This is a genomic window from Algoriphagus iocasae, from assembly GCF_014206875.1.
Classification (GTDB): domain Bacteria; phylum Bacteroidota; class Bacteroidia; order Cytophagales; family Cyclobacteriaceae; genus Algoriphagus; species Algoriphagus iocasae.
This window is the reverse complement of record NZ_JACIJO010000003.1, coordinates 506161-526938: the sequence shown is the minus strand read 5'-3', so window position 1 is coordinate 526938 and position 20778 is coordinate 506161. Positions and strand designations below refer to the sequence as shown.

General features: G+C 37.4%; 19 protein-coding genes. 13 read left to right on the top strand and 6 right to left on the bottom strand.

Going from position 1 to position 20778, the window contains the following annotated elements; all coding sequences use genetic code 11:
• Nucleotides 1-39 precede the first annotated feature (39 nt).
• On the top strand, nucleotides 40-1071 hold the full coding sequence (locus FHS59_RS16580) for an endonuclease/exonuclease/phosphatase family protein (RefSeq protein ID WP_184496489.1): 1032 nt from the start codon (nucleotides 40-42) through the stop codon (nucleotides 1069-1071).
• On the opposite strand, the gene FHS59_RS16575 is transcribed toward FHS59_RS16580, so the two are convergent.
• Nucleotides 1064-3334, bottom strand: a complete 2271-nt coding sequence (locus FHS59_RS16575; RefSeq protein WP_184496488.1) for an efflux RND transporter permease subunit — start codon at nucleotides 3332-3334, stop codon at nucleotides 1064-1066. The genes FHS59_RS16580 and FHS59_RS16575 overlap by 8 nt on opposite strands.
• 137 nt (nucleotides 3335-3471) lie before the next feature.
• On the opposite strand from FHS59_RS16575, the gene FHS59_RS16570 reads away from it, so the two are divergent.
• Nucleotides 3472-4266, top strand: coding sequence for a thymidylate synthase (locus FHS59_RS16570; protein ID WP_184496487.1), 795 nt, complete (start codon nucleotides 3472-3474; stop codon nucleotides 4264-4266).
• Nucleotides 4267-4338: 72 nt separating this feature from the next.
• Here the strand turns inward: FHS59_RS16570 and FHS59_RS16565 are convergent, their stop codons facing one another.
• The 4 genes from FHS59_RS16565 to FHS59_RS16550 all read right to left on the bottom strand — a co-directional run bounded on the left by FHS59_RS16565 (nucleotide 4339) and on the right by FHS59_RS16550 (nucleotide 10422).
• Nucleotides 4339-4902, bottom strand: coding sequence for a hypothetical protein (locus FHS59_RS16565; protein ID WP_184496486.1), 564 nt, complete (start codon nucleotides 4900-4902; stop codon nucleotides 4339-4341).
• 153 nt (nucleotides 4903-5055) lie between these two features.
• Nucleotides 5056-7872 carry a S9 family peptidase gene (locus tag FHS59_RS16560; protein WP_184496485.1) on the bottom strand — a complete coding sequence of 939 codons (2817 nt, stop codon included), beginning with the start codon at nucleotides 7870-7872 and terminating at the stop codon, nucleotides 5056-5058.
• A 6-nt stretch (nucleotides 7873-7878) separates the two neighbouring features.
• Nucleotides 7879-9795, bottom strand: coding sequence for a M14 family metallopeptidase (locus tag FHS59_RS16555; protein WP_184496484.1), 1917 nt, complete (start codon nucleotides 9793-9795; stop codon nucleotides 7879-7881).
• A gap of 90 nt (nucleotides 9796-9885) precedes the next feature.
• Nucleotides 9886-10422 carry a hypothetical protein gene (locus FHS59_RS16550; RefSeq protein WP_221444525.1) on the bottom strand — a complete coding sequence of 179 codons (537 nt, stop codon included), beginning with the start codon at nucleotides 10420-10422 and terminating at the stop codon, nucleotides 9886-9888.
• A gap of 373 nt (nucleotides 10423-10795) precedes the next feature.
• On the opposite strand from FHS59_RS16550, the gene FHS59_RS16540 reads away from it, so the two are divergent.
• From FHS59_RS16540 to FHS59_RS16490, 11 genes are all read left to right on the top strand, one after another.
• Nucleotides 10796-11269 (top strand): Lrp/AsnC ligand binding domain-containing protein, encoded by a 474-nt coding sequence (locus FHS59_RS16540; RefSeq protein ID WP_184496481.1) that lies wholly within the window; start codon nucleotides 10796-10798, stop codon nucleotides 11267-11269.
• Between the two features lie 240 nt (nucleotides 11270-11509).
• Entirely contained in the window at nucleotides 11510-12955 is a 1446-nt protein-coding gene (gene sufB, locus FHS59_RS16535; protein WP_184496480.1) for a Fe-S cluster assembly protein SufB, read from the top strand.
• 36 nt (nucleotides 12956-12991) lie between these two features.
• On the top strand, nucleotides 12992-13384 hold the full coding sequence (locus FHS59_RS16530) for a four helix bundle protein (RefSeq protein ID WP_184496479.1): 393 nt from the start codon (nucleotides 12992-12994) through the stop codon (nucleotides 13382-13384).
• A gap of 43 nt (nucleotides 13385-13427) precedes the next feature.
• On the top strand, nucleotides 13428-14192 hold the full coding sequence (gene sufC / locus FHS59_RS16525; RefSeq protein WP_184496478.1) for a Fe-S cluster assembly ATPase SufC: 765 nt from the start codon (nucleotides 13428-13430) through the stop codon (nucleotides 14190-14192).
• 22 nt (nucleotides 14193-14214) lie between these two features.
• Nucleotides 14215-15483 carry a Fe-S cluster assembly protein SufD gene (sufD, locus tag FHS59_RS16520; protein ID WP_184496477.1) on the top strand — a complete coding sequence of 423 codons (1269 nt, stop codon included), beginning with the start codon at nucleotides 14215-14217 and terminating at the stop codon, nucleotides 15481-15483.
• A gap of 7 nt (nucleotides 15484-15490) precedes the next feature.
• Nucleotides 15491-16714, top strand: coding sequence for a cysteine desulfurase (locus FHS59_RS16515; protein ID WP_184496476.1), 1224 nt, complete (start codon nucleotides 15491-15493; stop codon nucleotides 16712-16714).
• Entirely contained in the window at nucleotides 16711-17142 is a 432-nt protein-coding gene (locus FHS59_RS16510; protein WP_184496475.1) for a SufE family protein, read from the top strand. The genes FHS59_RS16515 and FHS59_RS16510 overlap by 4 nt, the downstream gene beginning before the upstream one ends.
• Nucleotides 17143-17144: 2 nt before the next feature.
• Entirely contained in the window at nucleotides 17145-17483 is a 339-nt protein-coding gene (locus FHS59_RS16505; protein ID WP_184496474.1) for an iron-sulfur cluster assembly protein, read from the top strand.
• A 24-nt stretch (nucleotides 17484-17507) separates the two neighbouring features.
• The gene (locus tag FHS59_RS16500; protein ID WP_184496473.1) at nucleotides 17508-17930 is read left to right on the top strand and encodes a BrxA/BrxB family bacilliredoxin; all 423 of its coding nucleotides are present in this window, start codon (nucleotides 17508-17510) and stop codon (nucleotides 17928-17930) included.
• Nucleotides 17931-18175: 245 nt separating this feature from the next.
• The gene (locus FHS59_RS16495) at nucleotides 18176-19462 is read left to right on the top strand and encodes a citrate synthase (protein WP_184496472.1); all 1287 of its coding nucleotides are present in this window, start codon (nucleotides 18176-18178) and stop codon (nucleotides 19460-19462) included.
• Between the two features lie 124 nt (nucleotides 19463-19586).
• Nucleotides 19587-19847: an acyl-CoA-binding protein gene (locus FHS59_RS16490; RefSeq protein ID WP_184496471.1), complete on the top strand. Its 261-nt coding sequence runs from the start codon at nucleotides 19587-19589 to the stop codon at nucleotides 19845-19847.
• A 51-nt stretch (nucleotides 19848-19898) separates the two neighbouring features.
• Here FHS59_RS16490 and FHS59_RS16485 read toward each other — a convergent pair whose 3' ends face one another.
• Nucleotides 19899-20777 (bottom strand): hypothetical protein, encoded by an 879-nt coding sequence (locus tag FHS59_RS16485; protein WP_221444524.1) that lies wholly within the window; start codon nucleotides 20775-20777, stop codon nucleotides 19899-19901.
• Between the last annotated feature and the right edge of the window lies 1 nt (nucleotide 20778).

Genomic DNA, 20778 nt, shown 5'->3' with positions numbered 1-20778 from the left:
TTTTGAGTCATTTACTTTGAGTGCCACTAAATCTATCGCATGAAATACCTCTCCGGAATTATATTTTGTTGTTCGCTGATTTTATTTTTTAGTGTTTATGTTTCTCCTGAATACTTTCCTTACGTCGGCTTATTACCATTTTTTATCCCGGTTATTTGGCTGATCAACCTTTTCTTACTTTTCATTTTAACACTTTCATGGAAAAGAACAGCGCTTCTACATTTAGCTGCATTGATTATTGGGTATAAATTTGCCTTGATAACATTCCAAATTCATCCTAAAAAGGAAAATGCTGAAGGTTTAAAGGTATTGTCTTACAATGCACATCTATTTGATTATAAAAGAACTGAAGAAGGAAAGTTTGACCCGAATGTCTTTACCTGGCTGCAAGAACATCCAGCGGATATCAAGGTTTTTCAGGAATTCTATCAGGACTATACTTCGGCCTCGAGAAATGCCGTGAAACTACTGGGCAAGGACTCTGATTTTGAAACTTCCTATCAAGTCATTGAGGGGAATCCAGAAAAACGATCTTATGGATTGGCAATATTCAGTAGGTATCCTATCATCCATGAGGGAAAAGTATTTGATAAATCAGGAACCAACGGGGCCATTTTTGCAGACATTCTCTACAATAGTGATACAATTCGAATCTACAATGCCCATTTGGAATCCATGAGAATCAACTCTTCTGGACTAGAGGATTTAGATGGAGTTAGGGAAAACTATAGACAAACTTTAGGGAAATTACACCGAGGTAGCTTAGAGAGGAGCAAGCAGTTAAATGTCCTGGTGGAGCATTTCCAAAATAGTCCCCATCCGGTTATCCTTATGGGCGACTTAAACGAAGTGCCCTATTCCTACACCTATTTTAAGCTAAGTGAAACAATGGAAAATGCTTTCGAAAAAGCAGGGAATGGATTCGGGTTTACCTATAATAAAGTCTTGTTTTTCCTTAGAATAGACCACATTTTCAGCACGAAAGAATTTGAGGCTGTAGCCTTCAAAACACATAGGGAGGTGGATTATTCAGATCATTATCCGATTTCTGCAACATTTACTTTTAAGTAATCTTTTGCTTTAAACGTTTGCTTTTTTCCTCCCAGACTTGCTTCATGGGAAGTAGCAGCAACGGCAATAAAAAAAGATCTGCAAATAGCGCAAATATCAAAGAAGCTCCGATAAGCAAACCGGTAAAGTGTGTCACTCCAAACTGACTAAAAATCAACAATCCAAAACCACTCACCAAGATCACCGAAGTTAAAATAATGGCTTTTCCTGTTTCTAAAAAAGTCCTCTTGATCGCATATACCAAACTGATTCCCTTTGCTAACTCAAAGCGAAGTCTGGTCATAAAGTGAATGCTATCATCTACAGCAATACCAAATGCAACCGTAAATAAAATTGCGGTAGTCAGTTTAAACTCCACTCCCAAGACATACATCAAACCCAGCATCCAGATCAAAGGGATGATATTTGGAATGAGAAGAATAAAAGAAATCCGCCAAGATCTAAACAACACACCTGCAATAATCCCTACAATCAGGAAGGCAAAACCAAGGCCTTTAGCCATTTGGGAAGTTACTGATTGATGGCCTAAATCAATTAAATAAGCGGTACCAGTCCAAGAAACTTTCAGAAGTTTTGGATCGATTTCCGCTTTAACAAACTCATTCAATTGACTTCGGATTGCGTTCATTTTCAAAGTACCATAATCAGGAATTCTCGAACTGATACGACCGATTTTATTATTATCAGCAAGTACTCTTATTCCAAAATCTCCCAAGTCCCGGTCAAGAAATCTATTCATTCTTTGAAATTGCCCTCTAGAAGGAAAAACAAAAGCTTTAGAGCTTCCTTGATTTTGGGCTTGATTGAGACTTTTGACTAAGGTGAGCGGCGAGATTAGACTTGCAGTATCCAAAAGCTCTTGAAGTTTGGCCTCCACTTTTTCTATTTCTTGTAGTACTTCATAATCAAGTAAAGAGCCTGCTTTTTCTCCAACTTCCAGGTATAATTCCAATGGATTTGATCCGCCAAATTGTTCATCAAAATAATCCAGGTCATTTTGGATAGGGTGGTTACTTGGAAGGTTATCCAATAAAAATCCATTGACATGAATAGTTGATCCAGCCCAAATACTCAAAATACTGATTGCTAAAAAAGTAATCAGCACAGTTTTCCTCCTCTTCAAAATCCAAGAAAATAATAATCTCAAAGCTCGTTCTGACTTTAACTGAACAGTAACATTCTTACCTTTTATTTTTACAAGATGTAGTAATCCTGGAGCTACAAGAATGCATACTATAAAAATGATGAAGACACCTGTTCCAGTAGTAATACCAAATGATTTCAATGCTGGAATTGTCGTGAAATATAAGGAGATAAAGCCTAAAGAAGTGGTCAAAAATGTCAATCCAACGGGAACAAACAAATCTTTAAACACCTCAGCAATAGCATTTTGCTGATTAAATCCCAAATCTATTTTTGTTTTGAGATGTGTGATAAAGTGGACCAATGCACTTAATCCCACAATCAGAAAAATTGTAGGCTGCATGACCGACATGACATCCAGTGATTTTCCAAAATAAAGCATGAAAGCAAAAGCCCATGAAACTCCTATCAAAAGCGTAACAACAGGAATCCAAACTGCCCAAAAGCTCCTAAAAATCAGAAACAACATTAGGAGAATCAAGAGAATTGATAATCCAAAAAACAGCCCAAACTCTTTCTGCATGAGCTGGATAAAATCACCTTGGGCTTGGATTTTTCCTGCCACTGCTCTGGGAGACAAATCACTTTTATCAAAAACAGATCTAATTTGGAGGTATAGCTCGTCTCCCTCCTCTTTTGAAATATTCTGCTTGTTTTTAATCCAAAAAAGAAGCGATTTTCCATCCTTAGAAATCAACTGGGACCGGAATGCCTCCATTTCCAGCTTAGATTTTTGCCTGTCATTTTCTGTTTCCCATTTAAAGACCTTTTCCCATCTCATCCCAAAAACGCCGATAATTGGCTTCTCAAAATTTAGAATTGAAATCACAGTGTCTACCCCTTCAATCGAATTGATTTCATTTTGAATTAGAAGTGCTTGATCCAAAAAATTTTTATCCAACAGCCCCCCTTTTGGGTTTTCAAGAGCGATCAGCAGGTAATCGTTATCATTCTCAAATTTATTTTTATACAGTTCATAAAACTCGAGATCTGCGTTGTCCTGAGGGAAAAACTGCTCAAAATCGTAATCAAATTGAGGTTTTGGTGGAAAAACCAATACAACAGCAGTAAATAGAATAGCTAGAATTAATAAAAAATATGCATTGGTCTTTTGAAACATCCGAGGTCAAAAGGTTCTTTCTGTGTGGAATAAATTTTCAATCAATAATACTAGATTAATAGCATCTTTGTTAATTGTCCTTTCCATTTCTTAGTCTATCTGCCTAAATTGCAGGCAAAGTTTACCCAATAAAATCCATGAAGCAGTATCACGATTTAATGAGAAAAATCCTTGATGAAGGAGCAGTAAAAGGAGATCGAACAGGAACTGGAACACGAAGTATTTTTGGTCATCAAATGCGATTCAACCTTTCTGAAGGATTTCCATTGGTTACTACCAAAAAGCTCCATTTAAGATCCATTATCGTGGAACTTTTATGGTTTTTAAGAGGAGATTCAAACATTGGCTATTTGAAGGAAAACAAAGTCTCCATTTGGGATGAATGGGCTGATGAAAATGGTGATTTAGGTCCTGTTTATGGCTATCAATGGAGACATTGGCCAGATGGGAAAGGCGGGGAAATTGACCAGATTAAGAACTTAATCCACCAGATCAAAACCAAGCCAGACAGCAGAAGACATATTGTAAGCGCATGGAACGTGGCCGATGTAGACCAAATGGCTTTGCCTCCGTGTCATACGATTTTTCAGTTTTATGTTGCAGATGGTAAGCTTTCCTGTCAACTCTATCAAAGAAGTGCCGATGTATTTTTGGGCGTTCCATTTAACATTGCCTCCTATGCCCTATTCACTATGATGATTGCTCAGGTTTGTGATTTGGAGCTTGGAGATTTTGTTCACACGTTTGGAGATGCACATTTATATTCCAATCATATCGAGCAGTCGGAATTGCAGTTGAGCAGAGAGTTGAGACCTTTACCAAAAATGAAAATCAATCCTGAGGTAAAAGATATTTTTGAATTTAAACTTGAGGATTTTGAATTGGTCGATTATGATCCACATCCACATATTAAGGCTGCTGTAGCAGTGTAATTTCAGATTTCAATTATAAAAAAGCCCTCAAATAGTTAACTATTTGAGGGCTTTTTTATAAATCAGGTTTTATCAAGTCAAGATCGAAATCAATTTTCCCATTTGAATTTCATCGTTCCAAATGAACGAATGTGAATGCCCAAAATGACGTAATAAGACTTTATTGCTATCGCATTTAATTAAGAAAACACCTTTTTCATCTCTTTCCAACTCATGATTTGCCGTTAAATTATTCACAACCTCTACATAAAATTTACCATAATCATACCTTCTAGTGAATATTGCAAATAGATGGTCATTGGCCCAATATGCATAAATACTTACAGGCTTTTTTTCTTCTTTTGTTACAAACCTTTTAATTACATAATTGATGTTTGAATTGGAAAATTTGGCAAAATGTGTAGGATTTAGATTTTGAATCGTTTTTACTTTTGTCTCCCATATTGGTTCACATTCACCTGAACCTTTCAATTCTATACTTGGCAAAAGGTTTAAATCATTTCTTATTTCTTTCAATGGTAACAAAGGATCTACAAATGACACCTTCTTATTATAAGCTATATTTAATTCAATTTTTCCAACTTTGAGCTTTTTGATTTTTTGTCCGCTGATGATGTTTTTAAGTTTTTGATACATTTTTAAAAATAGGATTGAGATAGAAAAACATTACTTGACTAAAGATACAATTAAAAAGCCTTTACATAAATTAAAATGTATTTAAAAAAAATTAACTATTTGATTAATAAATAAATAAAAAAATGGCCTGGAATTAAATCCAGGCCATTTTTATTAATTTTTATTCAACTCATATTTGAGCGTTTTTCCTTTTTCAACTGCCGGAAGTCCATCTGTCATCCAAAGTGGTGCCGGAGCTCCTTTTAAATAATGATCGAAGAATTGACTGAGTCGCATAGATAAGTCCTTTCTATTTCTTCTTTGAACCAAGTTATGGTCTTCACCATTGTACTGAAGTAACCAAGCAGGCTTATTTAATCTTTTCAAAGCCATAAACATTTCGATTCCCTGATACCATGGCACAGCTCCATCTTCATCATTATGCATAATTAAAACAGGAGTCTCTACTCGATCCATAAAGAACAAAGGTGAGTTCTCAATGTAATAAAGAGGCTTTTGCCAAAGCGTCCCCCCGATTCTGGATTGAGTTTGCTCGTATTGAAACATACGACTCATACCCGTTCCCCATCGGATACCTCCATAAGCAGAAGTCATATTCACCACTGGAGCACCAGCTCCGGCAGCTTTGAATAAGTTGGTTTGAGTGATCAGATAGGCAACCTGATATCCACCCCAGCTTTGTCCTTGAATTGCCATATTATCTGCATCAACAAAACCTTTGGCTACAATTGACTGAACTCCAGGAATGATACAGTTATAAGCACTTGGTCCTGGTAATCCCAAATCATACTTGATATCCGGAACAAAAACCAAGTATTCATTACTTACAAAATATGGGATATTGATCGTGGAAGCACTTGGCGCTGGAGATCTATAAGAATACAGACCATCGCTACTTCTTTCGTAGAAATAAACCATCATCGGATATTTCTTGTTTGGATCAAAATTTTCTGGCTTGAAAAGGATTCCTTGTAATGGAGTACCGTCATTTGCCATGTAAGAAACCAATTCTGAAGTACCCCAATTAACGTTGGCTTGTTGAGGATTCAAATCAGAGACCTTTTTCAAGTTCTTAAATGTCAAATCAGTCAAATACATATCCGGATTTTCTACATAAGTAGATCTTTGAAGAAACACATCATCCGTGTTCTTAGCTTTTGTCAATCCATAATATCTATTAGGAGTAAAAATTAATTTCTGAGGAGCAGATTTCGCATCAACCATAGTTTTGTAATAACCAGATTCCTTACTCATTTCATTAAATGCACTTAAAATCAAAGTCGATTTCGGATCAATACTTAAGACATCTCTGTCCAAGTTTTCAACTCGATAAACCATATTGTTTTTTCTGCCCTCTCCCAGGGTCAGATTGCTTGCCGAGCCCGGATTTTTTGGGTCAATTTTCCAAATATCAAATCGGTCATTGATCAAGATCGCTGCATCATTATCCAACCAACCGCTAGTTCCATAACTTCCAGGAAGAGAAGGAGAATCATGTAATTCCTCATAGAAAGGCACATCGATACCTGCTGTTAAATCAATCTTTTTCTCTGTGGCTATGTCATAAGCATACCAAGTGCTGTCAGTGCTGGCATACCAGTAAACATACTTTCCTCCCGGGGAGATACTTGGGAATCCAGACATTTCTTTTTCAATCAGTTTTCTGGAACCGTCGTTGAAGTCAACCAAATAGACATCTCTTCCTATTTGTATATCCCAGCTATAACTTCTTTCATAAGGAGCGTTGGTTGTCCCCAAGCCAAAATCTCTAGTGATTTTATTCTCTAATCTTACATCAGCTAGGTTTGGAGTTTCTAACTGAACAATTTTCCCTGAGCCCAAATCCATTGTTGCCAAATAAGATCTTCTTTCTTCTCGGGACTTTTGTCTCAGCTGCATGGGCTGAATCTGAGAATCCTGCCATCCCCAAATATCCAATCTTGGTCTTTCATCATCTAAAATGGTACTATCATCTTCATAAGGGTAATCAACATATTCAGGAGCCGTACCAAAGAACAATCTATTTTCATCTTCAGAAAATCTCAAAGAACCATTTTCGCTGATCCTTCCATTCTCTAAAATTCCTGCAGCAGATTCATCTGCTAATTGCTTCAAATTGCCAGCTTTTACATCAAACAGTTGTAATTGATAGTGAGGCTTCTTTGCTTTCGTGGAGTCATCAGAACTTAAAAACGCCAGGTATTTGGACTGGGGAGAAAAGCGATTCATCGTATATGAGGTCATTCCTTCGTGGATTGCTTTACTTTCTCCAGATGCTAAATCCAAAATATGAATGGCTGCATTATCCAAGGTATCTTCTTTGTCCAGTTCAAAATGTAGGTAATCCCCATTTGGAGCGAACCCATAGGATTTCACTCGCTCGAATTCATAGGATTTTGAACCATCCAAAGACCGGACAAGCAATTTGGTGCCATCAGTTTTCTTTGGTTTTTCTGCTTTTGAGGTAGAATCTGCAGGATCTTTCTTTGCAGGCTTCTCCTTTTCAAAAAGAATAGCTACCCAACTCCCTTTTTCAGATGGAGTATCAAATGATTTCACATTTGGAAACTTTTCCAATTTTCCCGTGCTCAATTGGTAAATGAAAAGACTGTCTTTTGGCATGTCATCCTTCTTGGTCTTTTTCACTTTGAGCAAGTGCACTGAGTCTTCCTGAGGCACAATTTTCCCTACCGCAAAAGCATCATCAGCGGTAAATTCATAACCGGATCCTCTAGGAATCACAAATTTGTTTTCAGGATTTTTATAAGGGAATAATTCCAATCTTCCATCTCCTTCTTGTGGAGAGATTTGGTAGCCTACCCAAAGGCCATCTTTCGTGATTTTTCCGGATCTGAGACTTTCCCAACCATCATAATCATCATGAGTAAGCGATCTTTTCTGTTGCGCTTCTACCACCGAAGACAGCAAAACAAACAAAAGCAAATACGCTGTTGCTATTTTTCTAAGCATGATCATTTATTTTAATGTAAATTCTTTTTCAAAATATCCACCTCTGGTAGAGGAAAGACGAATTTTCCCTTTGACTTCCTCAGAGGTATTCACCTTAACTTTAAAGGAAGCTGATTTTTTCTCACCTACTTCTGTATATCCAGCATAAATGGTTTTATCATATAACTCTGGACTTACGATTTGAACTTTTGCATCTTCATAACCTTTGGTAAGCTCTTTATCAAAATTTAGAGAAACCCGGTCCTCTTGAACGATCTTCACCAATTTCGCCTGCTCCAAAGCCACAGGTAAACCTCCGGAATTTGTCCAATCCAATGTTATTTCAAACAGACCATCTTCTAGCTTGTTCACATTAACATTAGAAATGGTGATTTGTGGAAGTTGCTTGGCCATAGCTAGGTTAAACAAAGCCTGCTTTTTCGCCCAATTTTCCAATTGCCATGTAGGGCCATTCTGGCCAAAAAACTTAGGATGGAATCCACCTATTTCTACTTCTCCAAGTACCGGGTGGTCAAACGCAGTCCAAGATTTAAACCCTTTTCCACCATTTGCCTCTTCATCCCATCTTAAACCATCAAAGTCATCATAAATCCCATCTCCGTTGTAATCTTTCATGGCACCGTTATTCCAAAGCTCATCTCCATACCAGATACTGCCATAATAGAAATATCCAAAATCAGGTCCATGCCCAAAGAGAGGACTTGGCTTTAGAGGATCTCCAGTCATACGATTTACTTTATATCGAGTGGCATAAGTTTCATAGACATCTCCAGCCCAGGGATATGCTGTAAAGGACAAACCCAATTCATCCATTTTCTTATAAATCGCCAAATCTTTAGGATACATTCTTTCTTCCGCCTTAGAAGTAGATGGAGCTCTCAAATGCATAGGAACTCGGGTATCCATGGAGTTTACTACAGAAATATTCGGATGAGTTAACATCCACATGACTGTTGCTCTGGATTCTACCTCACTCATAGGAAACTCCCCAGCTCCATTTTGAGTATAGCCCCTACCTGTCAAATCTCCTCCAGTATCAGGCCTCCAGTTTTCCGGATAATTTCTATGCAGATCCAACCCACCTATTCCATCTTCATTGTAGGAACCGTCACCATCATTATCATAGCCTTCGGTATAAACAAGGTATTCCCCTTGCCCAGGAAAAGTCCTTTTCATCAACTTTTGACTAGGATCTTCTGGATCGATAATAAAATTGGCTTTTTCTTTTTCCTCGGCTGTGACTGCCTTTTTTCTCATTTGATAGATAATTCCATCTCCATCCAAGTCTTCTTCGGGATCTTCATCTAAAAGGCCATCTCTATCATTATCATGAGGTTTGACAGTACTTCTATTTCTTTGCTCTGTCCTTAAATAAAGGTTTGACCCATCTGGATTATTTTGTGGGCGGAGATAAATAGCCTTGGTATCCACCAAAGCCGTTATTTCAGGATCTTTCCCATAATTTTCAAGGATATGCTGAGTCAACCATAAAATAGATTCACTTGAAGTGATCTCTCCTGAATGACGACCTCCTTCAAAATACGCGGCAGGTTTATCGGTGTCTTTACCAGTCTTTTTATTGGTAATGGTCATTTGAAGAATAGGCCTTCCTTCAAAGGTTTTTGCCACTTCATAGACATCTACAATTTCAGAATATTTTTCAGCCCAGACTTTGTACCAATGGTACATTACCTCCACTGTATGGTATTGATCAAAAGTCAATGTCGCCCCATGAGAATATTCAACTTCCGGGAAATTAAACTTCTTAAAAAAGGAAGGTCCGTGTCTTTCTCCAGAAACTGTATAAAATTTAGCTTTAGCATTGTCTTCCGGGAAGACTTTACCATCTGCCAATGACCTGACTTGGGAAAAACCAGGACTGGCACAAATGGTTAAAATTGTTACGAGTAGTGATTTTCTCATAGGTTGCGTGGTTGTTTTTCTCAAAATAACTAGAGGGAAACGAAACCGCCCAACCGCTCAAAAAAAAGCCGGAAAATCCGGCTTATAAAATTATTTTCTAATCGTCAGTTCAAAAACCTCGGGGCTATAGACCTGATAGCCAGGAACCGCTTTACAATCGGGTAATTTTCGAAGCATATGATCTAATCTTTCTTTAAGTCCATTATCGACATCGCCCACAACTTCGAAACCACTTAACCTACCCTTTGCATTAATTTGAAGGAGAACTTTCACTTCATCTAGAGCAGCTGATTTTTTGGTACGGAATAAAAAAGGAGAATAGCTGTCTATCATATCCAGAGTATATTCTGCCCAAGCCCATTGGGAATTTAGATTTCTAGCGACATTTTCTTCAACCACAGTCAAAGGAGTAATATCAAATTCCTCTGCCTCCATCTTTTCGGCTGAATTAACATCTTCCTCCAAATGGCGAATACTGAGCTTATTATATTGAATAGAATTGATTCTGCTATCAGGGAAATCACCTGAAATCTGGGCCTTTGCCTCTCCTACAGTCAGTGGGAACATGTCTGCTAAAGCAAACACTATTAAAAAAACTAATGATTTGAAAATTATTGTGGCTTTCATATTTCGTCCGATGTTACACAAAAATACATTAATAAAAGTTTCAAATGCAATTTTTTGTATTTTAAATTTAAAAAAGGCAATAAAAAAGTCCTGCCATCAGCAAGACCCTTTTCAGAATATAAACCCAAATATAACTTTAGAGATTAAAAGTTTCTACGTTAAAATGCTTAATAATTTGGAGATATTAAAATCCACCAATTAATATTTAAGCGATCAAGATAAATGCCAAATTTTTTTTCTGCGTTTTATCTTCGCTCCAAAGTAAATAGATTTTAAAGTTAATTACAAATTGAAAAAAAATTTTGGTATTTTTTGAAGAACCTCTAATTTACAGGCACATTCATTAACAATCATCTAAATCCAACAAAGGAAAATGGATAAAATTTTAGATATCGACAACATAGACCTGAAAATCATCTCACTTTTGAACGAAGATGCGAAGACACCTTACACCGAAATTGCGAAAAAGGTATTCGTATCCTCAGGCACCGTTCACGTCCGAATGAAAAAACTGGAGGACATGGGAATCGTAAAAAGTGCCACCTTGAATATTGACTTTTCAAAACTTGGATATGACATATCTGCTTTTCTGGGAATCTACCTAGAGAAAAGTTCACTTTATGATAATGTTATTGAAAAATTAAAGACGATTTCTGAGGTAGTAAGCGCTTACTACACGACAGGTAATTATTCCATTTTCGCTAAAATAATTTGCCGCGACACTAATCATTTGAGATTGGTATTGGATAACATCCAAAAAGTGGACGGAATTGATAGAACAGAGACTTTGATTGTCTTGGAAGAGAGCATCAATAGACCGATTCAGTTTTTCGACAAAGAGAAATAACTCTATTTGGATTAAATCCAAATAAATAAAATCGAGGTTTTTCCACAAACCATAAAAATTAAAGTGCTGAAAATTCAGCACTTTTTTTCCTTCAAAACCATTGAAATTGTAACAGAAACGGACTTTGAATTGAAATTCTGTATCAATCATAGATTTTTCGAATGGTTCTGAACATATTTTTTTCATTATATGTTGTACCTTCGCAGTTAAAATGTAATTAGTCTAAATAACTTAGCTAATATGAGCAAAGACAATCAGATTTTAGAAGAATTAACCTCCAAAGAGTACGAGCACGGCTGGTCTGTAAATTATGAAGCAGATGAAGCCCCTATCGGCCTCAATGAAGAAATCATTAATTGGATTTCTGCAAAAAAAGAGGAACCTCAGTGGTTACTTGAATGGAGATTGAAGGCTTTCAAAACCTGGCAAAATATGACTGAGCCTGAATGGGCGAATGTCACCTATCCTAAAATTGACCTTCAGAGCTTAAGATATTATTCAGCTCCTAAACAAGATAAAAAGCCAAAGTCTCTTGACGAAGTAGATCCTGAATTACTTCAGATTTATGAAAGATTGGGAATCAATCTGAATGAACAGAAGAAACTTCAAGGTATTGCAGTCGATGCAGTTTTGGATTCAGTTTCTGTCGGAACAACTTTTAAAGCCACTTTATCTAAGCTAGGAATCATCTTTTGCTCCTTCAGTGAAGCAGTAAAAGAGCATCCTGAGTTAGTAAAGAAATATTTGGGTTCCGTTGTGCCAATGACTGATAACTATTATGCAGCATTAAACTCAGCGGTATTCTCCGATGGTTCATTCTGTTTTATCCCAAAAGGAGTTAGATGTCCGATGGAGCTTTCCACTTATTTCAGAATCAATGCTGCAAATACCGGTCAGTTCGAAAGGACATTAATCGTTGCAGAGAATGAAGCTTACGTTTCCTATTTGGAAGGATGTACAGCTCCTCAGCGTGACGAGAACCAGTTGCATGCCGCAGTTGTAGAAATTTATGCTGCGAAAAACGCAGAGGTGAAATACTCAACCGTACAAAACTGGTTTCCAGGAGATAAAAACGGTAAAGGTGGGATTTACAACTTCGTAACCAAAAGAGGAATTTGTGCCGGTGATCATTCTAAGATTTCTTGGACACAAGTAGAAACTGGTTCTGCCGTAACTTGGAAATACCCTTCTTGTATTTTAAAAGGTGATTATTCTATCGGAGAGTTTTACTCTGTAGCTGTAACCAATAATTACCAGCAAGCGGATACAGGAACAAAAATGATTCATATCGGTAAAAACACCAAGTCAAGAATCGTTTCTAAAGGTATCTCTGCAGGAAAGTCTCAAAACTCTTATCGTGGCCAAGTTCAGGTGATGAAAAGAGCTGACAATGCAAGAAACTTTTCTCAATGTGATTCCTTGTTAATGGGTGATAGATGTGGTGCACACACGTTCCCATATATAGATATCAATAATTCCACGGCAAAAGTAGAGCATGAGGCAACCACCTCAAAAATTGGTGAAGACCAATTGTTCTATTGTAACCAAAGAGGTATTTCTACTGAAGATGCAGTAGCCTTGATTGTCAATGGCTATGCAAAAGAAGTATTGAATCAATTACCAATGGAGTTTGCTGTTGAAGCTCAAAAACTTTTGGCTTTAACCCTTGAGGGATCTGTAGGGTAAATAAGATTCTAGATTTGAAATTTCTAATTTGAAATTATGGCAACAATTACTCGATTTGAAGATTTAGATATCTGGATCAAATCGAGGGATTTTTGCAAAAGCATTTTTGAACTAACTCAAAAAGAAGGTTTCAAAAATGATTTCAGTTTAAAAAATCAAATCAACTCCTCATCAGGATCCATCATGGACAATATAGCAGAAGGCTTTGAACGTGAAGGAAACCGAGAATTTATTCAATTCCTAAGTATTGCAAAAGCCTCTGCAGGAGAGTCAAGATCTCAGCTATACAGAGCTTTTGACAGGAATAATATAAGTGAGGATTTATTAAAAATAAATATTGAAAGAAGTCTGGATATAAGCAGATCTATTTCTGGGTTTATTAAATATTTAAAAGAAAGTGAGATTCGGGGCAATAAGTTTAAGACTTAGGATTAGCCAAGAATCTCAAATATCAAATGTCAAATTTTGAATTATGTTAAGTATAAAAAACCTGCACGCCTCTATCGAAGGAACACCTATTTTGAGAGGTATTAATTTGGAAGTTAAGGCTGGTGAAGTTCATGCGATCATGGGACCAAACGGTTCCGGCAAATCTACTTTGGCTTCAGTTTTAGCTGGTAGAGAAGAGTATGAGGTTACTGAAGGAGAAGTGACTTTTAAGGGCAAAGATCTTTTGGATCTTGCTCCTGAAGACAGAGCGAGAGAAGGTGTTTTTCTAGCTTTCCAATATCCAGTTGAAATTCCAGGAGTTAGCTCCACCAATTTCCTTAGAACTGCTGTCAATCAAGTTAGAGAATACAGAGGTTTGGAGGCATTGGACGCAGTAAAATTCTTGACCATGATGAAAGAGAAGATGAAGTTGGTTGAAATCGATCAAAAACTTCTTAGCAGATCATTGAATGAAGGTTTTTCTGGCGGAGAGAAGAAAAGAAATGAAATCTTCCAGATGGCCATGCTTGAGCCTACCCTTTCAATCCTAGATGAAACTGATTCTGGTTTGGATATCGATGCACTTAGAATTGTTTCTAATGGCGTCAACCAATTGAAATCAAAAGACAATGCTACAATCGTGGTTACTCACTACCAGCGTTTGTTGGATTATATAGTACCCGATTTTGTTCACGTCCTTTACAAAGGAAGAATCGTAAAATCCGGTACTAAAGAACTGGCTTTAGAACTAGAAGAAAAAGGATACGATTGGATTAAAGAAGCCATCGATTCTGAGGCAACTGTCTGATTTTCGCATCAACCCCAAAAACATGAGTACGCTGACTAAGCAAAATCTATTTGAAGGATTTTTGGAAACTTCTTTTGCCGGTTTTGAAAAAACGAGAGAAGAAGGAAAGGCTAGTTTCTTAAAACAAGGTCTTCCAACCCTCAAATCAGAAGAATATAAATTCACTGCAATCGCAAAGAAACTGGAGCAATCCATCTCCTCTTTTCAAAACGCAAAACCTTTTGAGGTGAACGCTGAAGAGGTAAAGGCTGGAATTCCAGAAGGATTTGATGGAACTGTCTTGGTTTTCGCCAATGGACATTTAATTCCTGATTTAGCTATACAAGCAGAAAACTTAGCTTTCTCAAAATTATCTGAGAAGCCAGAAACTGCTATTGGAAGCATTGCGAAAGCAAATAAAGATCCATTTGCTGCGCTTAATCAATCTTCATTTGACGAAGGAGTTTTCCTTCAAATTCCTAAAAAGGAAGTAGTGGAAAAGCCAATTCTATTGTTGTCTTTCAACAAGGCGAACGAAGGTCAACTGATCCAACCAAGAGTTTGGATTGAAGCAGGTGATTTCGCTGAAGTAACTTTCATTACTCACAATATCAACAAAAGTGAGGAACCATATTTTGTCAACAAAGTTGTCGAAATCAAAGGTGGTGTAAACTCACAGATCAGATATTATAGGGTTCAGAATGAAGGCAAAAATGCCATTGAAGTAAGTAATATTGAAACCAACTTACTGCAGGATTCACGCTTTACTTCTGTTAACATTTCTCTTTCCGGTGAAATGGTTCGAAATAATTTGAGCTTAAATCTCCTCGGAAGCAATTCTGAAGGAAATATGTATGGAATCTATCTTCTGAATGGAAAAACTCACGTGGATAATCATACCAACGTGGACCATACTATTCCACATGCAGAATCCAATGAATTATATAAAGGCATTTTGGCAGATCAGTCGAGAGGAGTTTTCAATGGGAAAATCTTCGTAAGACAAGACGCACAAAAAACAAATGCTTTCCAGCAAAACAACAACATCCTTCTTTCTGAAGATGCGATCGTCAACACAAAACCTCAATTAGAAATTTGGGCTGATGATGTAAAATGTTCTCATGGCTGTACCACTGGACAGCTTGACGAAGAAGCATTATTCTACCTACAGGCAAGAGGAATTGATAAGACTCAAGCAAAAGGGCTTCTTTTGTTTGCCTTTGCAGGAGAAGTTTTGGAACATATCCAAGACGAGAGTTTCAAAAATTATTGCATCGATCTAGTACAGGAAAGACTTGGAAGCAAATTCTAAATCTTACATGAGTTTCCCCATAGAGCAAATCAGACAGATGTTTCCGGTTCTTCATCAAGAAGTTCATGGAAAACCTCTGATCTATTTTGACAACGCAGCAACTACTCAAAAACCTCAATCAGTCATCAATTCTTTGGAGGGGTATTATCTACATGATAATGCCAATATCCATCGAGGAGCACATGCGTTGGCAGATCGTGCTACGAGGTATTTTGAGGATACTCGAGAAACTGTTCAGAAGTTCCTAAATGCCAAAGAATCGGCGGAGATCATCTTTACAAAGGGAACTACAGAAAGCATCAATTTAGTTGCTTATACTTTTGGAAGGAAGTTTATCCAAACTGGAGATGAAATCATTATTTCCACTTTGGAGCACCATTCGAACATCGTTCCATGGCAGATGCTATGTGAAGAGAAAGGAGCCATTTTGAAAGTGATTCCTATCAATGATGCTGGTGAAATCATTTATGAGGAATTCGAAAAGTTACTTTCTCCTAAAACAAAATTGGTCAGTGTCGTTCATGCATCTAATGCACTTGGCACTATCAATCCCGTTAAGAAAATAATTTACTCAGCGCATGCTGTGGGCGCAAAAGTTCTTTTGGATGGAGCCCAATCAACGAGTCATCTGGAAATTGATGTTCAAGACTTGGATTGTGATTTTATGGCGCTGTCTGCACACAAGTTATATGGACCAACGGGACTTGGTGTTTTGTATGGCAAAAGAGAAGTTCTTGAAGCTATGCCTCCATTCCAAGGTGGTGGTGAGATGATCAAAGAAGTGACTTTTGAAAAGACCACTTACAACGAAATCCCTTTTAAATTTGAAGCTGGAACGCCAAATATTGGAGATGTAATAGCTTTCAAATATGCGATTGATTTCATCAACGAAACCAGTAAAAGTGCTATTAAGGAACACGAAGAGGGTTTATTGAGTTACGCCAATGAATTACTTGGTTCGATAAAAGGCTTTATTCCTGTTGGAACAGCAAAAGAAAAAGTCAGCGTTTTGTCTTTTAATATCAACGGAATGCATCCTTTTGATGTAGGTGTCATGCTTGATGCCAAAGGAATCGCTGTTCGTACTGGTCATCACTGTACACAACCTTTGATGAAAAGACTTGGACTTGAGGGAACTGTTAGAGCTTCATTTGCTGTTTACAATTCCAAATCAGAAATTGAAAAATTGGCCGAAGGGGTAGCCCAGATCGCCAGAATAAAAAATAAATGAGCAGTATTCAGGAAGTACAAGAGGAAATCATCAGTGAATTTGAAATCCTCGGGGATGACAAAGAGAGCACGATATTTTACATCATGGAGCTTGGCGGAAACCTCGAAAGTTTTCCTGAAAATGAACGGGTAGAAGAAAACATCATTAAAGGATGCCAATCCAAAGTGTGGTTGGTGGCTGATAGCAAAGATGGGAAAGTTCACTACCAAGCTGACTCAAATACAGATATAACTAAAGGTCTTATCTCATTATTGATTCGAGTTTTAAATGACAGAACCCCACAGGAAATTATTTCTGCGGAACTTGATTTTATTCATAAAATCGGAATGGGAGGAATTATCGGTAGCCAACGATCCAATGGATTGGCAGCGATGATCAAACAAATGAAGCTTTATGCTTTGGCCTTGCAGGCAAAACAAAGTGTCTGAAAATGGAAACTGAAAACAACACCACAGTGGGACAAATAACAGATTTGAAGGAAAAAGTTGTAACAGCTATCAAGCAGGTATATGACCCTGAAATCCCTGTGGATGTGTATGAGCTGGGATTGATTTATGAAATCACCGTATACCCAGTTAACAATGTTTATGTAATGATGACTTTGACGTCGCCAAATTGTCCATCTGCAGAGTTTATTCCTTCTGAAGTGAAAGATAAAATCCAGCAAATTCAGGGCATTAGCAATGTAGAAGTTGAAGTTACTTTTGACCCACCATATTCTCAGGATATGATGTCAGAAGCAGCGAAATTGGAATTAGGATTTCTTTAAGTAAAAATAAAAAGTAGAAAATATATGTATCCAGAAGAATTAATTGCTCCAATGAGAGCAGAACTTTCTAATGAAGGGTTTGAAGAATTCAGAACTGCAGAAATCGTAGCTGAGAAACTTGGTCCAGATCAAAAAGGAACCACGTTTGTAGTGGTGAATTCTGTTTGCGGTTGTGCTGCCGGAGCTGCAAGACCAGGAGTTAAATATGCATTGGATCATGCAAGTGTGAAACCAGATGTCCTAGGAACTGTATTCGCAGGTAATGATAGAGAAGCAGTAGCAAAATTCAGAGAGCTTGTACTACCTTACCCTCCATCCTCCCCTGCTATGGCATTGTTTAAGGATGGCGAATTGGTTCACTTTATTGAGCGTCACCATATCGAAGGTAGAAATGCCAAGATGATCGGCGATCATTTAGTAGAAGTATTTGAGCACTTTTGTGCATAATTAAAAAAAGCCCAATTGGGCTTTTTTTATTCCTTAATGATTTTGCTTGACTTGATTGGTTAAGCAAAAGTCAGTTTTTTATTAGAATTGTTCTAAAACAACTCTCTATCAAAGACTGTTTATCAATAAATAGAAGAATTATATCTCCCTTAATAGAATTATCATCCAAAAAATAAGCTGCTTTTATTAACTTAAGCCCGAAATTCTAAGTTTTTTCTTAAGAGCAATCCAAACAAACCTGTTATATGTCTGAATCCGCTAAGTTGTCCTTCAATGGACAAGAGTATGAATTCCCGGTAATCACCGGCACAGAAAATGAATCCGCAATTGACATTGCAAAGCTCAGAGGAGCGTCCGGTTTAATCACCCTTGATCCGGGATTTAAAAATACTGGTTCTACTACCAGTGCCATTACATTTTTAGATGGTGAAGAAGGAATTCTTCGCTATAGAGGTTATAGAATCGAAGATCTTGCAGAAAAGTCCTCTTTCCTTGAAGTGGCTTATCTATTGATTTATGGTGAACTTCCTAGCCAAGCTGAATACGAAAATTTCTCAAAAGAAATCACGCATCACACTTTGGTTCATGAGGATATCAAGAAGATTCTAGAAGGTTTCCCTTCCAATGCGCATCCAATGGGCGTGCTCTCTTCTTTGATCTGTTCTCTGACAGCATTCTATCCAGATTCATTGAATCCAAATAGATCAGATGAAGAAGTAAATATGAGCATCATCCGACTATTGGCTAAAATGCCAACTTTCGCTGCTTGGGCTTATAAAAATGAAGTAGGACATCCGGTGAATTATCCTGATAATTCACTAGACTATTGCTCAAACTTCCTAAAAATGATGTTTGCGCTTCCAGCTGAGAAATATGACGTAGATCCAGTGGTAGCTGCAGCCCTTGACAAGTTATTGATTCTTCATGCAGATCACGAGCAAAACTGCTCTACATCAACAGTAAGAATTGTAGGTTCTTCTCAGGCAAGCATTTACGCTTCTATTTCTGCTGGCATCAATGCCCTTTGGGGTCCACTTCATGGTGGAGCTAACCAATCTGTAATTGAAATGCTGGAAGCTATCAAGGCAGATGGTGGAGATGCCAAGAAATATTTGGACAAAGCAAAAGACAAAAACGATCCATTCAGATTGATGGGCTTTGGTCACAGAGTTTATAAAAACTTTGACCCTAGAGCTAGAATCATCAAAAAAGCTGCTGATGATGTTTTAGCCAAATTGGGTGTAAATGACCCTGTTTTGGATATAGCAAAAGAGCTAGAGCATGCAGCATTGAATGATCAATACTTCATTGATAGAAAACTTTATCCAAACGTGGATTTCTATTCTGGCATCATCTACAGAGCCCTAGGCATCCCTACAGACATGTTCACAGTGATGTTTGCATTGGGAAGACTTCCAGGTTGGATCGCTCAATGGAAAGAAATGCGAGAAAATGGAGAACCTATCGGAAGACCTAGACAAGTATATGTTGGGGCTAATGAAAGAGATTACGTTTCGATGAACAAACGATAAAATTTGATCCAGATCAAATAGTGAGAAAGCCAGCTGATTCAGTTGGCTTTTTTGATATCCCAAGTCGTTTATCCCATTAATTAGCTTCAATTTTGATGGACATTATTACCCAAACCAATTTATTATGAAAACTCAAACATTAGAAGAAGCAGTAAGGCTTACTAAACAATTCACAAGCAAACCTTCAAACGAGGACTTGTTGAAGTTATATGGCCTTTATAAGCAAGCTACAGAAGGTGATAATGAAAATGAAAGACCAGGGGGATTTGACTTCAAATCCGCAGCAAAATACAATAGCTGGCTTCAGTACAAAGGAAAATCTAAAGAGGAAGCTGAAGAAGAATATATCCAGCTTGTTGAAAAGCTTTCCCAAACTCATTTATAAAAAAAGGCCTGAATTTAAATTCAGGCCTTTTTAGTAAGCAGAGCTACAAAATTACTTTTTACCGTATTTTGAACCAAAGGGTGTTCTTTTTATCATGTAATCAATCCCGCTCTCGTAGGAGTCTACTTCACTTCCAAAAACATGTCTGGAATCTGAATACATATTGGTCCCCTTATTATTGAAAAGTCTGAAATCAACCGAAGTATCATAATCTATTTTGGTAGTAGAACTTGTTGATGTATATGCAGATCCTTTAGTTCGGTCGTCTGATTTTCCTTTTGTATAATCTGATTTTTCTCTCTCGCTATAGTTTGTTCCAGTTGATCCAATTGTAGTCGCTCCTTTATTAGTAAGGTTAACAGTTCCATAAACAACATATTCTACTCCCAATAATTTTGCGACCTCCGCAGGAAGCATCGTAGTAATATTGGAATAGTCAATATTATTCTTCGCCAATAATGCATTTGTCGTCATAGGGTCTTGTAGCATCAAGTTCCCATATTGTTGTCTAATGGAATTTGCAGTAGTATTCTGAGCCAAACTACTCATTGCCTTTGGATCCATGGAAGGATCATTGCTACTAAACTGAAATGGTAAAACTGCTATCTTATTATGGGCATCTTCCGCATTTGCAGGAGCAGGAGTTGTGCTGACAGTTCCGCCTGTGTCCACCGTACCAAATACTTCCTCTCTTCCACTTGCAAACTGTATCTTAGCCAGATCAGTCTTTGGTATTTCATAATCGAATTCTTCTCCAGTATATCTGAATTTCACATGGGATTCGGTTATACCTGTCACTTTCCCTTCTTTCTTTTCCCCTGTTTTTAGGAATATAATATCTGTTTTATCCTGAGCCATTACATCAACATTTGAGGCGAAGATGACTGTCAATAAGAATAAAACAGAAAATAAGATTTTTAAATTTTTCATC

Coding starts and splice junctions, on each gene's coding strand:
- FHS59_RS16580 (WP_184496489.1), top strand. CDS start 40: ATGAAATACCTCTCCGGAATTATATTTTGTTGTTCGCTGATTTTATTT.
- FHS59_RS16575 (WP_184496488.1), bottom strand. CDS start 3,334: ATGTTTCAAAAGACCAATGCATATTTTTTATTAATTCTAGCTATTCTA.
- FHS59_RS16570 (WP_184496487.1), top strand. CDS start 3,472: ATGAAGCAGTATCACGATTTAATGAGAAAAATCCTTGATGAAGGAGCA.
- FHS59_RS16565 (WP_184496486.1), bottom strand. CDS start 4,902: ATGTATCAAAAACTTAAAAACATCATCAGCGGACAAAAAATCAAAAAG.
- FHS59_RS16560 (WP_184496485.1), bottom strand. CDS start 7,872: ATGCTTAGAAAAATAGCAACAGCGTATTTGCTTTTGTTTGTTTTGCTG.
- FHS59_RS16555 (WP_184496484.1), bottom strand. CDS start 9,795: ATGAGAAAATCACTACTCGTAACAATTTTAACCATTTGTGCCAGTCCT.
- FHS59_RS16550 (WP_221444525.1), bottom strand. CDS start 10,422: ATGAAAGCCACAATAATTTTCAAATCATTAGTTTTTTTAATAGTGTTT.
- FHS59_RS16540 (WP_184496481.1), top strand. CDS start 10,796: ATGGATAAAATTTTAGATATCGACAACATAGACCTGAAAATCATCTCA.
- sufB (WP_184496480.1), top strand. CDS start 11,510: ATGAGCAAAGACAATCAGATTTTAGAAGAATTAACCTCCAAAGAGTAC.
- FHS59_RS16530 (WP_184496479.1), top strand. CDS start 12,992: ATGGCAACAATTACTCGATTTGAAGATTTAGATATCTGGATCAAATCG.
- sufC (WP_184496478.1), top strand. CDS start 13,428: ATGTTAAGTATAAAAAACCTGCACGCCTCTATCGAAGGAACACCTATT.
- sufD (WP_184496477.1), top strand. CDS start 14,215: ATGAGTACGCTGACTAAGCAAAATCTATTTGAAGGATTTTTGGAAACT.
- FHS59_RS16515 (WP_184496476.1), top strand. CDS start 15,491: ATGAGTTTCCCCATAGAGCAAATCAGACAGATGTTTCCGGTTCTTCAT.
- FHS59_RS16510 (WP_184496475.1), top strand. CDS start 16,711: ATGAGCAGTATTCAGGAAGTACAAGAGGAAATCATCAGTGAATTTGAA.
- FHS59_RS16505 (WP_184496474.1), top strand. CDS start 17,145: ATGGAAACTGAAAACAACACCACAGTGGGACAAATAACAGATTTGAAG.
- FHS59_RS16500 (WP_184496473.1), top strand. CDS start 17,508: ATGTATCCAGAAGAATTAATTGCTCCAATGAGAGCAGAACTTTCTAAT.
- FHS59_RS16495 (WP_184496472.1), top strand. CDS start 18,176: ATGTCTGAATCCGCTAAGTTGTCCTTCAATGGACAAGAGTATGAATTC.
- FHS59_RS16490 (WP_184496471.1), top strand. CDS start 19,587: ATGAAAACTCAAACATTAGAAGAAGCAGTAAGGCTTACTAAACAATTC.
- FHS59_RS16485 (WP_221444524.1), bottom strand. CDS start 20,777: ATGAAAAATTTAAAAATCTTATTTTCTGTTTTATTCTTATTGACAGTC.